Here is a 13,448-nt window from a genome sequence, read left to right on the forward strand (position 1 = left end):
GCCGATCAGCCGCCGGCGCCACCGCCCCCCGCCTGGATGCCACCGGCGGTCAGCGCGGTCGGGTCCAGCAGGCGACGCAGCTCGGCCTCCTCCAGTCCACTGTCCTCCAGCGCCACATCCAGCACCGGGCGCTGTTCCTTGTACGCACGCTTGGCAATCGCCGCAGCCTTCTCGTAGCCGATGATCGGGTTGAGGGCGGTAACCAGGATCGGGTTGCGCGCCAGCGCCTCGGCAACGCGGTCCTCGCGCACCTTCAGCCCGGCAATCGCACTGTCGGCCAGCAGGGTGGACACGTTGGCCAGCAGGCCGATGCCATCGAGCAGGTTCACTGCGATCAGCGGCAGGGTGACGTTGAGCTGGAAGTTGCCGGTCTGCCCGGCCACGGTGATCGCAGTGTGGTGACCGATCACCTGTGCACAGGCCATCACCGTCGCTTCCGGAATCACCGGGTTGACCTTGCCCGGCATGATCGAGCTGCCCGGCTGCAGCGCCGGCAGTTCGATCTCGCCCAGCCCGGCCAGCGGACCGGCGTTCATCCAACGCAGGTCGTTGGCGATCTTGATCAGCGCCACCGCCAGCGCATTGAGCTGACCGGAAAGCTCCACCGCGTCGTCCTGTGCGGCCAGGCCTTCGAACTTGTTCTCGGCACTGTCGAACTTGAAACCGGTCTGCTGCTTCAGTGCCTTGGCCACCTGTGCACCGAAGCGCGGATCGGCATTGATGCCGGTGCCGATGGCGGTGCCACCCAGCGGCAGCCGGCGCACGCGCTTGAGGCTGTCTTCGATACGCTCCTGCGCCGACGCCAGCTGCGCCGACCACGCGCCGAATTCCTGCTCGAAGGTCAGCGGCATCGCATCCATCAGGTGGGTGCGGCCGGTCTTGACCACCTTGCGCAGGCTGCGGCCCTTCTTGTCCAGGGTCTTGCGCAGGTGCACCAGCGCCGGCAGCAGCTGCTCATGCGTCGCCAACACCGCCGACACCCGCAACGCGGTCGGAATCACGTCGTTGGAGCTCTGCCCCTGGTTGACGTGGTCATTGGGGTGCACACTGGTCTTGCCCGCCTTGCCGGCACGGTTGGCCAGGGTGGCGATGACCTCATTGGCATTCATGTTCGACGACGTGCCAGAACCCGTCTGGTAGACATCGATCGGGAACTGCGCGTCCCAGTTGCCGGCGGCCACTTCGGCGGCAGCGGTCTGGATGGCCCTGGCCACGTTCTTCGGCAGGTGGCCCAGTTCTGCGTTGACGCCCGCGGCGGCGCCCTTGACCAGGCCCAGGGCACGGATGAAACCGCGCGGCATGCGCTGGCCCGACACCGGGAAGTTCTGCACGGCACGCTGGGTCTGGGCGCCCCACAGGGCGTCCGCAGGCACCTGCAGCTCGCCCATGCTGTCGTGTTCGATTCTGAAACCCTTGCTTGCAGCTTTGCTCATTGCATCAACTCCGCACTACTTCAGTTGGGGAAAGGGAAGCGGCGGCTGGCAGGGTGTCGCTTCCCGGGCTGGCGGCTGCGCCAACGATACTCCCTTGCCCGCAGCGTGGGATGACGAGGGCGGGCCAGATCGTTTCATCCGCAGGGCCGATCTGCACGCGCAAGGGGTAGTGCCGGCCGCTGGCCGGCAATCCATGGAATCGTGGGCCGGGCGTGGTTGCCGGCCAGCGGCCGGCACTCCCTCACCGGCACGTCGTAGAATATGGCCCCCGCCGCTCGCCCCAGCCCTGCCGACATGTCCGATTCCGCCCTGCTCGCCCTGTCCCCGCTCGATGGCCGCTATGCCGGCAAGGTCGACGCCCTGCGCCCGATCTTCTCCGAGTACGGCCTGATCAAGGCCCGCATCACGGTCGAAGTGGAGTGGCTGCTGGCCCTGGCCGCCGAGCCGGGCATCGTCGAACTGGCCCCGTTCTCCGACGCCGCCGTCGCCCGCCTGCGCGCCCTGGCCGCCAGCTTCAGCCCGGTCCAGGCCGCGCGCGTGAAGGAGATCGAACGCACCACCAACCATGACGTCAAGGCGGTGGAGTACTTCATCAAGGAACAGCTGAAGGACGACGCCGAGCTGGCCCCGGCGCTGGAATTCGTGCATTTCGCCTGCACCAGCGAAGACATCAACAACCTCAGCTACGGCCTGATGCTGGAACAGGCCCGCCGCGACGTGCTGCTGCCGACCCTGGACGGCATCGCCAACAGCCTGCGCAGCCTGGCCCACGCCCAGGCCGGCCAGCCGATGCTGTCGCGCACCCACGGCCAGACCGCCTCGCCCACCACCCTGGGCAAGGAACTGGCCAACGTGGTCGCCCGCCTGGAGCGCCAGCGCAGGCAGATCGCTGCGGTCGAACTGACCGGCAAGATCAACGGCGCGGTGGGCAACTACAACGCCCACATCGCCAGCTACCCGGACGTGGACTGGCCGGCCTTCGCCGAGCGCTTCGTGACCGGCCTGGGCCTGGTGTTCAACCCGTACACCACGCAGATCGAACCGCACGACAACATCGCCGAGATCGGTGATGCCGCACGCCGCGCCAACATCATCCTGATCGACCTGGCCCGTGACATCTGGGGCTACGTTTCGCTGGGCTACTTCAAGCAGCGCCTGAAGGAAGGCGAAGTCGGCTCGTCGACGATGCCGCACAAGGTCAACCCGATCGACTTCGAGAATGCGGAAGGCAACTTCGGCATTGCCAACGCGCTGTTCGAGCACTTCAGCGCAAAGCTGCCGATCAGCCGCTGGCAGCGTGACCTGACCGACTCCACTGTGCTGCGTGCACTGGGTACCGCGTTCGGCCACAGCCAGGTGGCGCTGGATTCGCTGGCCAAGGGCCTGGGCAAGCTGGAAGTGAACCCGCAGCGCCTGGATGCCGATCTGGACGCGGCCTGGGAAGTGCTGGCCGAAGCCGTGCAGACGGTGATGCGCCGCCATGGCCTGCCGAACCCGTACGAGCAGCTGAAGGCGCTGACCCGCGGCCAGGGCATCACGGCGGAATCGATGCGGGCGTTCGTGCAGGGGCTGGAGCTGCCGGCGGATGCGAAGCAGCGCCTGCTGGAGATGACCCCGGGCAGCTACACCGGCCTGGCCGAGTCGCTGGCGAAGAAGATTTAAGGAGTTTCCTTTGCGGCGGCGGCCGCGGGCGCTGCCTGCGGCAGGCAACGGCAACATCAACGTCAAGAGCGGCTCTGGGTTTTTGCCGTGCTTGGCGGGGCGGGTTGGATTCGCGGGGGACGCCGTGAACCCGTCCTTGGGGGCTCGATGGCGCCATCCATGGCGCCAACGGTCCCGCGAACCCAACCCGCCCCACCTCTGACAGATTCCCGGTGACGGATCGAAGAGCATTGGGTTGTCGGGACGGAATTTGGAAGAGGGACGCGGCTTCGCCGCGTCCCTCTGTTGTTTTTGGCTGATTGTAGAGCCGAGCCCATGCTCGGCTGCTTGTTCCAACAGCAAGCCGAGCATGGGCTCGGCTCTACAGGAGCATGAGCAAGCGCAGCGCACGACCCGCTTTTGCCTTTGATCTTCTTCTTCCATTCCGTGGCGGGCCGCGCAGGAAACTGTCAGGGGCCGGGCGGGGTGGGTTCACGGGACCGTTGGCGCCATGGATGGCGCCATCGAGCCCCCATGGTGAAGTGACCCCCGGGAGTTGGACACCAGATCCAACCCCGAGGGATACATGAACAAATACGACGCGCGTTTCAAACTGCAGGTCGCCAAAGAGGCCTGCAAGACCTCCACATCGGTCAAAGCCATTGCCCGTCGCCACGGCCTGGAGTTCTCCACGGTCAGGCGCTGGGTGGCGACCTATCGGCTGCATGGTTGGCGGGGATTTCATCGCCATGCCCGGTCCTATGACCTCCCGTTCAAACTGGCTGTCCTGGAGAAAATGAGCCAGGACGGCATGTCCGGGCGGGAGGCCACCACCTACTTTCAAATTGGCGATGCCGGCGCGGTGGGGCGATGGCGGCGCCTGTATGCTCAAGGCGGTGCCCAAGCGTTGGCACCCCCTCCGCCGCCGCCCCGAAAGCCGATGAAAAAGACCCGTTCGTCCAAGCCACCTGAGGATATGAGCCGCGATGAGCTGCTCAAGGAAGTCGCCTATCTGCGTGCGGAGACCGACTACCTAAAAAAACTCGATGCCTTGATCCGGGAAGAGCAGGCGGCGCAGGACGCAAAGCGCAAGCCGTCCAGGGATTGAGGCAGGTTCATACGCTGTCGCTTCTGCTCGAAGCAGCTGAGCTGTCACGCAGTACGTTCTATTACCAGAACCATGTCCTGGCCCATCCGGATCAGGATGAGGCAGCCCTGTGCGAGCGCATCCGTGCAATCTACGATCAAAGCCAAGGGCGCTATGGCTATCGCACGGTGACGCTGGAATTGGCCAATCAGGGTCATCGGACCAATCACAAGCGGGTTCAGCGCCTGATGGGGGAGATGGGACTGAAATCGCGGGTGCGTGTGAAGCGCTACCAGGCCTTCAAGGGGGCGGCCAATGTTGTGGTTGGCAATGACCTCAATCGCCAGTTCCATGCCGAGCGCCCCAACCAGAAGTGGGTGACTGACGTGACCGAGTTCAAGGTGCAGGGCATGAAGCTGTACCTGTCGCCGATCATGGACCTCTACAACGGTGAAATCGTGGCTTATCAGATCAAGCGTCGGCCCGTATTTGATCTGGTGGGCCAAATGCTGGAGGAGGCCATCAAGAAGCTTCCCCCGGATGAGCGCCCCATGATCCACTCCGACCAGGGCTGGCAGTACCAGCATGAAAACTACCGGCACATGCTGGAAAAGCACTCGTTGAAACAAAGCATGTCCCGGCGCGGCAACTGCCTGGACAATGCGGCGATGGAGAGCTTCTTTGGGACGCTGAAGTCGGAATTCTTCTACCTGAACAGCTTTGACAGCATCGAGAGTCTGGAAGCTGGGCTGGTGGAATACATCCAGTACTACAACGAAGAGCGCATCAAACTGAAACTGAAAGGTCTGAGCCCGGTAAAGTACCGGGAGCAGGCCCAATCGGCCGCCTGACCCCGTCCAAGTCTCGGGGGTCACTTCATGGATGGGTTTACGGCGTGTCCCGCGAACCCACCCCGCCCGGCCCAGCCCATGAAGCCAGCGCTTTACGCGACCAGACCCCGCCACGAGGGGCTCAGCCGTTGGCCGGAACCCCCGCGACAAACCCGCGCACGTGCGCAATGCCCACGAACGGCGGACAATGGAGATCTCAGGCGGCCCGCCGCGCCGCGCCTCCCGCTTTCCGCTGCAAGGATTCCCCCATGGCCGCCCGCAAGTCCTCCGCCCCCCTCATCGAAGTCACCGCCCGCCCCGGCCAGCCGCTGGGCATGGCGCCGGCCACCTTCCTGCGCGACTTCTGGCAGAAACGCCCGCTGCTGATCCGCAACGCCTTCCCCAACTTCCAGACCCCGGTGCAGCCGGAAGACCTGGCCGGGCTGGCCTGCGAGGAAGGCGTGCTGGCACGCCTGATCGAGCACGACAAGACCCAGGACGGCTGGCGCGTACGCACCGGTCCATTCCAGGAAGACGTGTTCCCCGCCCTCCCCGACCACGACTGGACCCTGCTGGTGCAGGACGTGGACAAGTGGGACCCGGACGTGCGCGCCCTGATCGAGCACTTCAGCTTCCTGCCGCGCTGGCGCATGGATGACGTGATGATCAGCTTCGCCGCCACCGGCGGCTCGGTCGGCGCCCATGTCGACCAGTACGACGTGTTCCTGCTGCAGGCCCATGGCCATCGCCGCTGGCAGATCGATGCCAGCGAATCGATCAAGGGCAAGCAGCCGCCGCTGGGCTTCCGCCCCGACGTGGAGCTGAAGCTGCTGAAGGTGTTCAAGCCGACCCACGACTGGGTGCTGGCGCCGGGCGACATGCTGTACCTGCCGCCGAACGTGCCGCACCACGGCGTCGCCGAAGATCCCTGCCTGACATTCTCGTTCGGCATGCGCGCGCCGTCTTCGGCCGAGCTGATCAGCGACTACCTGGACACCCTGATCGCCGATGCCGACGAGAACATCCGCTACCAGGATGCCGACCTGAAGGTGCCGGCCGACCCGAACGAAATCGACACGGTGGCGATGGCGCGGGTGATCACCGCGCTCAACGCCATCCGCATGAACGACCCGGACAAGCTGGGCGACTGGTTCGGCCGCTTCATCACCACCTACCGCGCGGCCGGCGAAGTGATGGCCCACCAGGCCGCACCGGCACAGGAAGAAGTGGTCCAGGCCCTGGCATCGGGCCTGCTGCTGCAGCGCCACCCGTGGGCCCGGCTGGCCTGGCGCCGGGCCAAGCGTGGCGCCAGCCTGTATGTCAGCGGCCAGGACTTCGCGCTGCCGGTGAAGGACGCGCAGCGCCTGGCTGGCACCGAACAGCTGGACGCCGCCGCTTATCGCGGCCTGTCCGACAAGGGCCGTGCCGTGGTCCAGCAGCTGCTGGTCGGTGGGGTGTTCCAGCTGATCGACCCGAATGAGGTATACGAGGCCGAAGACGAGGACGACGGCGAGGATGCCGTGGTGCTCGGCGAGGTCGTCGAAGGCCGCGACCGCGTGGATGCGATCGACGCCGACGCGGTGTCCGACGATGTCCACTCCGTGACCGTGCACGACGACGGCATCGAGGTCATCGTCAACTTCGAGGACGACGAGGAAGACGACAGCGGTGCTGGCCGCGCCTGAGTCGCCACCATGATCCGGGTCCAGCAGGTCAGCCACGCCGATGCCCACGTTGCCATCCACGAGGTGCGCCAACGCGTGTTCGTGCAGGAACAGGGCATCGCCGCCGAGCTGGAACGCGATGGGCTGGACCCGGTCAGTGCCCATGTGCTGGCGCTGGACAGTGACAACCAGCCGGTCGGCACGGGCCGGCTGGCCCCGGATGGCCGCATCGGCCGCATGGCGGTGCTGGCCAGCCATCGCAGCCACGGGGTCGGCGGGGCCCTGCTGGAAGCACTGGTGGAGGCCGGGCGCCGGCTCGGCCTGGCCGAGCTGCATCTGCACGCCCAGCTGCCCGCCCGTGACTTCTATGCCCGCCAGGGTTTCCTGCCCGAAGGCGAGGTGTTCGAGGAGGCCGGCATCGGCCACCAGCAGATGCGCCGCCGGCTGGGCGCGGCCAGCGCCATCGACAGCCGCGCCGAGGCGGTGGCCATCACCACGGCCATCATCCACCGCGCCCGTCGCCAGCTATGGCTGCACAGCCGCCAGCTGGACCCCGGGCTGCTCGACGCGCCCCCGGTACAGGCCGCCCTGCGCCGCTTCGTCACCGCCCGCCACGACAAGCAGCTGCGGGTGATCGTGCACGACGCCGCCGCGATCGCATCTAGCGGGGCGCCGCTGCTGGCGCTGGCCCAGCGCCTGCCCAGCGTGATCCAGTTCCGCGAGGTCACCGACCCGGTCGACCGTGCACTGGCCTCGGCCTGTCTGCTCAACGATGCGGGCGACTTCTACTTTCGTCTGATCGGCCATCGCCTCGACGGCGAAGCCGGCATCGCGCTGCCGGCACGTTCGCAGCCGTTCGAGCAGCAATTGCAGCGCGTCTGGGACCGTTCGCGTGATTGCAGCGAACTGCGCGCGCTCGGCATCTGAGCGGAGCGGACTGACTCAACCTGTCTGGAACCGGCACCGGGGGACGCGCGATACCTCTGGTGCTGCCCCTTCGTGTCCGGTTGGGGGTACAATTTGGCTGTTTGAACGCGCCCGCGCAGGGCTATTCATCTTCCTGCCGGGTCCTTCTGAAGCCATACCCCACAAAGCGAATCAACACCCTCCATCGTGGACAATCAACTGAAGCAGTTTGCGCAATCTTCGCAACTCGCCGGCGGCAACGCCTCCTATGTCGAGGACCTGTACGAGCAGTACCTGGTCTCCCCGGATAGTGTCGATCCCAAATGGAAAACCTACTTCGACGGCTTCAAGGGCCGTGAAGCAGGTGACATTCCGCACTCGGCCGTCATCTCCCACATTGCGGACGCGGCCAAGGATGCGCTGAAGGCCGGTACCGGCAACGGTGCAGGCGACGAGCGCGAGCGCAATGTCGGTCGTCTGATCACTGCCTACCGTTCGCGCGGCCACCTGGACGCCCGCCTCGATCCGCTGGGCCTGGCCGCACCGGTCAACACCCCGGACCTGGGCCTGCCGTTCCACAGCCTGTCCGATGGCGACCTCAACAGCGAGTTCAGCACCGGCGGCGTCGGTGGCCAGCCGCGCATGAAGCTGCGCGACCTGCTGGCACGCCTGAAGGCGACCTACACCGGCTCGATCGGTGCGGAGTTCATGCACATCTCCGAGGTCGAGCAGCGCCAGTGGATCTACAAGAAGCTGGAACTGGCCGGTGGCAACTACCAGCTGGACGCTGATACCCAGCGCCGCACCCTGGAGCGCCTGACCGCGGCTGAAGGCCTGGAGCGCTACCTGCACACCAAGTACGTCGGCCAGAAGCGCTTCTCGCTGGAAGGCGGCGACTCGCTGATCCCGATGATGGACACCATCATCCGCAGCGCCGGCAAGGATGGCGTCAAGGACGTGGTGATCGGCATGGCCCACCGCGGCCGCCTGAACGTGCTGGTCAACACCCTGGGCAAGAACCCGCGCAAGCTGTTCGACGAATTCGAAGGCAAGTTCGAGCACGACGAGCACGCCTCGGCCGGTGACGTGAAGTACCACATGGGCTTCTCCGCCGACGTCGCCACCGATGGCGGCCCGGTGCACCTGGCGCTGGCGTTCAACCCGTCGCACCTGGAAATCGCCGACCCGGTCGTGGCCGGTTCCGTGCGTTCGCGCCAGGAGCGCCGCAAGGACACCGCGCGCAAGCAGGTCATGCCGATCCTGATCCACGGCGACGCGGCCTTCTCCGGCCAGGGCGTGGTCATGGAACTGTTCCAGATGTCGCAGGCCCGCGGCTTCGCCGTCGGCGGCACCGTGCACATCGTGGTCAACAACCAGGTCGGCTTCACCACCTCCAACCCGCTGGATACGCGTTCCACGCGCTATGCCACCGACGTGGCGAAGATGATCGCCGCCCCGGTGCTGCACGTGAACGGCGATGATCCGGAAGCCGTTGTGTTCGCCGCGCAGCTGGCCTTCGAGTTCCGCCAGAAGTTCGCCAAGGACGTGGTCATCGACCTGATGTGCTACCGCCGCTGGGGCCACAACGAGGCCGACGAACCGGCGATCACCCAGCCGCTGATGTACCAGGTGATCCGCAAGCACGCCACCACCCGCGAGATGTACGCCGAGCAGCTGGAAAAGGCGGGCGTGATCGCCGCCGGTGCCGGCAAGGCGATGGTCGATGCTTACCGCGAGAAGCTGGATGCCGGTGAAGTGACCACCGAGCTGGCCAAGGTCGAGAAGACCCCGCCGACCAGCCCGCTGTTCGTCGATTGGCCGAAGCTGCTGGAAGGCAAGCTGTCCGACCCGATCTCGACCAAGGTCGAGAAGAACAAGCTGGTCGAGCTGGCCAAGCTGATCAACACCATTCCGGACGAAGTGCAGCTGCACTCGCGCGTGGCCAAGGTCTACGACGACCGCCGCAAGATGGCCGCTGGCGAGATCCCGGGCGACTGGGGCTTTGCCGAGAACCTGGCGTACGCCACCCTGCTCGACGAAGGCAGTGCCCTGCGCCTGGTCGGCCAGGACGTGGGTCGCGGTACGTTCACGCACCGCCACGCGATCCTGCACGACCAGAAGACCGACAACTACTACATGCCGCTGCGGCAGCTGGTGGATTCGCCGGAGAAGGCCACCGTCATCGATTCGCTGCTGAGCGAAGAAGCGGTGATGGCCTACGAGTACGGCTTCTCCACCACCGATCCGAACACGCTGTGCATCTGGGAAGGCCAGTTCGGCGACTTCGCCAACGGTGCCCAGGTCGTCATCGACCAGTTCATCGCCGCCGGTGAAGCCAAGTGGGGCCGCATCTCCGGCCTGACTCTGCTGCTGCCGCATGGCTATGAAGGGCAAGGCCCGGAACACAGCTCGGCGCGCCTGGAGCGCTTCCTGCAGCTGTGCGCACTGGAGAACATGCTGGTGGTGGTGCCGTCGACCCCGGCGCAGGCCTTCCACATGCTGCGTCGCCAGCAGCACCTGACCACCCGCAAGCCGCTGGTGGTGATGTCGCCGAAGTCGCTGCTGCGCCACAAGCTGGCCGTGTCGACCCTGGACGAACTGGCCAACGGCGAGTTCCAGCACCTGATCGGCGACGCCAACGCGGACGCCAAGAAGGTCAAGCGCGTGGTGCTGTGCTCGGGCAAGGTCTACTACGACCTGCTGGAAGACCAGACCAAGCGTGGCCAGGACGACGTGGCGATCATCCGCGTGGAGCAGCTGTACCCGTTCCCGCGTGCGCTGCTGGCTGCCGAACTGAAGAAGTACGGCAAGGCCACCGACGTGGTGTGGACGCAGGAAGAACCGCAGAACCAGGGTGCGTGGTATCAGATCCGCCACCACCTGCAGTTCTGCCTGGCCGATGGCCAGAACCTGCACTACGCCGGTCGCGCACGTTCGGCTTCGCCGGCTGCCGGTCACATGGCTGACCACGTCCGCGAACAGCAGCAGCTGGTCGCCGATGCACTGGTCAACCCGTTCAACGACACGTTCGCTGAATAATCCTCCCCCTATTTAGAAGACAAACCAGGAAGCTCCCGCAATGGCCACCGAAGTCAAAGCCCCGGTACTGCCCGAATCCGTCGCCGACGGCACCATCGCCACCTGGCACAAGAAGGTGGGCGACGCCGTCAAGCGCGACGAAAACCTGCTTGACCTGGAAACCGACAAGGTCGTCCTGGAAGTGCCGTCGCCGGTCGACGGCGTGCTCAAGGAAATCAAGTACGCCGAAGGCTCGACCGTGACCTCCAGCCAGGTCGTGGCGATCATCGAGGAAGGCGCCGTCGCTGCTGCCCCGGCTCCGGCCGCTGAAGAGAAGAAGGCCGAGGCCGCTCCGGCCGCTGCCGCTCCGGCCGCCGCTGCTGCTCCGGCCCCGGCTGCCAAGTCGGCCGCCGACACCCTGCCGCCGGGCGCCCGCTTCACCGCCATCACCGAAGGCGTGAACCCGGCCGACGTCGACGGCACCGGCCGTCGCGGCGCGGTGACCAAGGAAGACATCGTCAACTTCGCCCGCAACGGCGGCGCCGGCAAGGCCGGTGGCGCACGTCCGGAAGAGCGCGTGCCGATGACCCGCATCCGCAAGCGCATCGCCGAGCGCCTGATGGAGTCGAAGAACTCCACCGCCATGCTGACCACCTTCAACGAAGTCGACCTGTCCAAGGTGTCGGCGGCGCGCAAGGAACTGCAGGACGAGTTCGTCAAGGCCCACGGCATCAAGCTGGGCTTCATGAGCTTCTTCGTGAAGGCCGCGGCCAATGCCCTGCAGCGCTTCCCGCTGGTCAACGCCTCGATCGACGGCGACGACATCATCTACCACGGCTACTCGGACATCTCGATCGCCGTGTCGACCGAGAAGGGCCTGGTCACGCCGGTGCTGCGCAACGTCGAGCGCATGTCGTTCGCCGACATCGAGAAGACCATCGCCGACTACGCCAAGAAGGCGCGTGACGGCAAGCTGAGCCTGGAAGAACTGCAGGGCGGCACCTTCACCGTGACCAACGGCGGCACCTTCGGTTCGCTGCTGTCGACCCCGATCATCAACCCGCCGCAGAGCGCCATCCTGGGCATGCATGCCATCAAGGAGCGTCCGATCGCCCAGAACGGCCAGGTCGTGATCGCGCCGATGATGTACCTGGCGCTGTCGTACGACCACCGCATCATCGACGGCAAGGACTCGGTGCAGTTCCTGGTGGACATCAAGAACCAGCTGGAAAACCCGGGCCGCATGCTGTTCGGCCTGTAAGACACCTCCCGCCCCTCCGCGCCTGCGCGGAGGGGTTCTGGTAATGCATCAAGGAATAATTCAATGGCTGAACAATTCGACGTCGTCGTCATCGGTGCCGGCCCGGCCGGTTACCACGCTGCCATCCGCGCGGCCCAGCTGGGCCTGAAGACCGCCTGCATCGACGCAGCGCTGGGCAAGGACGGCAAGCCGGCGCTGGGCGGCACCTGCCTGCGCGTGGGCTGCATCCCGTCCAAGGCGCTGCTGGATTCCTCGCGCCAGTTCTGGAACATGGGCCACATCTTTGGCGACCACGGCATCAGCTTCAAGGATGCCAAGATCGACGTCGAGGCGATGGTTGGCCGCAAGGACAAGATCGTCAAGCAGTTCACCGGCGGCATCGGCATGCTGTTCAAGGCCAACAAGGTCGCCGCCTACTACGGCTTCGGCGAACTGCAGCCGGGCAACGTGGTCAAGGTCACCCAGCATGACGGTTCCATCGTCGAGCTGAAGGGCACCAACGTCATCATCGCCGCCGGTTCGGATTCGATCGAACTGCCGTTCGCCAAGTTCGACGGCGAGACCATCGTCGACAACGTCGGCGGCCTGGACTTCACCGAAGTGCCGAACCGCCTGGCCGTGATCGGCGCCGGCGTGATCGGCCTGGAACTGGGCAGCGTGTGGAAGCGCCTGGGCGCTGAAGTCACCATCCTGGAAGCACTGCCGGAGTTCCTGGCCGTGGCCGACGCCGAAGTGGCCAAGACCGCTGCCAAGGAATTCAAGAAGCAGGGCCTGGACATCCGCCTCGGCGCCAAGGTCTCCAAGACCGAGATCACCGGCAAGGGCAAGAAGAAGGAAGTCGTTGTCACCTACACCGACAGCGAAGGCGAAAAGACCCTGACCGTGGACAAGCTGCTGGTGGCCGTTGGCCGTCGCGCCGCCACCAAGGGCCTGCTGGCCGAAGGCACCGGCGTCAAGATCAACGAGCGCGGCCAGATCGAAGTCGACGCGCACTGCCACACCGGCGTCAACGGCGTGTGGGCGGTCGGCGACTGCGTGCGCGGCCCGATGCTGGCACACAAGGGCTTCGAGGAAGGCATCGCGGTGGCTGAGCTGATCGCCGGCCTGCCGGGCCACGTCAACTTCGACACCATCCCGTGGGTCATCTACACCGAGCCGGAGCTGGCATGGGTCGGCAAGACCGAAGCACAGCTGAAGGCCGAAGGCATTCCGTACAAGGCCGGCAGCTTCCCGTTCGCCGCCAACGGCCGTGCCGTGGCGATGATCGAGCCGGCAGGATTCGTGAAGATCCTGGCCCATGCCGAAACCGACCGCATCCTCGGCATGCATCTGGTCGGCGCCAACGTCTCCGAGCTGGTGCACGAAGGTGTGCTGACCATGGAGTTCAGCGGCTCGGCCGATGACCTGGCCCGCATCTGCCACGCCCACCCGTCGCTGTCGGAAGTGATCCACGACGCCGCGATGGCGGTCAGCAAGCGCGCCATCCACAAGGCGAACTGATCGTTCGCTGGTAGTGCCGGCCGCTGGCCGGCACACTCCAGCAATCAAAAAACCCCGCCTCGGCGGGTTTTTTTGATTGCGCTGATGATGTAGAGCCGAGCCCACGCT

Annotated in this window: 8 protein-coding genes; 7 read left to right on the forward strand and 1 reads right to left on the reverse strand. The window is 65.8% G+C overall.

What is annotated here, in order from left to right:
* Positions 1–5: 5 nt before the first annotated feature.
* Positions 6–1,433 (reverse strand): class II fumarate hydratase, encoded by a 1,428-nt coding sequence (locus tag ACZK5G_RS14565; RefSeq protein WP_478463886.1) that lies wholly within the window; start codon positions 1,431–1,433, stop codon positions 6–8.
* Positions 1,434–1,727: 294 nt separating this feature from the next.
* Between ACZK5G_RS14565 and purB the strand changes: the two genes are divergently transcribed.
* From purB to lpdA, 7 genes are all read left to right on the forward strand, one after another.
* Positions 1,728–3,095, forward strand: coding sequence for an adenylosuccinate lyase (purB, locus tag ACZK5G_RS14570; RefSeq protein ID WP_478463887.1), 1,368 nt, complete (start codon positions 1,728–1,730; stop codon positions 3,093–3,095).
* A gap of 565 nt (positions 3,096–3,660) precedes the next feature.
* Positions 3,661–5,012, forward strand: a protein-coding gene (locus ACZK5G_RS14575) for an IS3-like element ISStma2 family transposase (RefSeq protein WP_478463888.1) whose coding sequence is annotated in 2 segments (ribosomal slippage) — positions 3,661–4,108 and positions 4,108–5,012 — 1,353 coding nt in all. Because the reading frame shifts where the segments join, the coding sequence is not laid out codon by codon here.
* Between the two features lie 248 nt (positions 5,013–5,260).
* Positions 5,261–6,676, forward strand: coding sequence for a ribosomal protein uL16 3-hydroxylase (locus tag ACZK5G_RS14580; RefSeq protein WP_121505109.1), 1,416 nt, complete (start codon positions 5,261–5,263; stop codon positions 6,674–6,676).
* A gap of 9 nt (positions 6,677–6,685) precedes the next feature.
* Entirely contained in the window at positions 6,686–7,582 is an 897-nt protein-coding gene (locus ACZK5G_RS14585) for a GNAT family N-acetyltransferase (RefSeq protein WP_478463890.1), read from the forward strand.
* A 186-nt stretch (positions 7,583–7,768) separates the two neighbouring features.
* The gene (locus tag ACZK5G_RS14590) at positions 7,769–10,600 is read left to right on the forward strand and encodes a 2-oxoglutarate dehydrogenase E1 component (protein ID WP_032129626.1); all 2,832 of its coding nucleotides are present in this window, start codon (positions 7,769–7,771) and stop codon (positions 10,598–10,600) included.
* 40 nt (positions 10,601–10,640) lie between these two features.
* Positions 10,641–11,840, forward strand: coding sequence for a dihydrolipoyllysine-residue succinyltransferase (gene sucB, locus ACZK5G_RS14595; protein WP_189720887.1), 1,200 nt, complete (start codon positions 10,641–10,643; stop codon positions 11,838–11,840).
* 63 nt (positions 11,841–11,903) lie between these two features.
* Positions 11,904–13,340, forward strand: a complete 1,437-nt coding sequence (lpdA, locus tag ACZK5G_RS14600; protein WP_008264626.1) for a dihydrolipoyl dehydrogenase — start codon at positions 11,904–11,906, stop codon at positions 13,338–13,340.
* Positions 13,341–13,448: the final 108 nt, after the last annotated feature.

This window comes from Stenotrophomonas sp. 62841_Sma, from assembly GCF_056482945.1.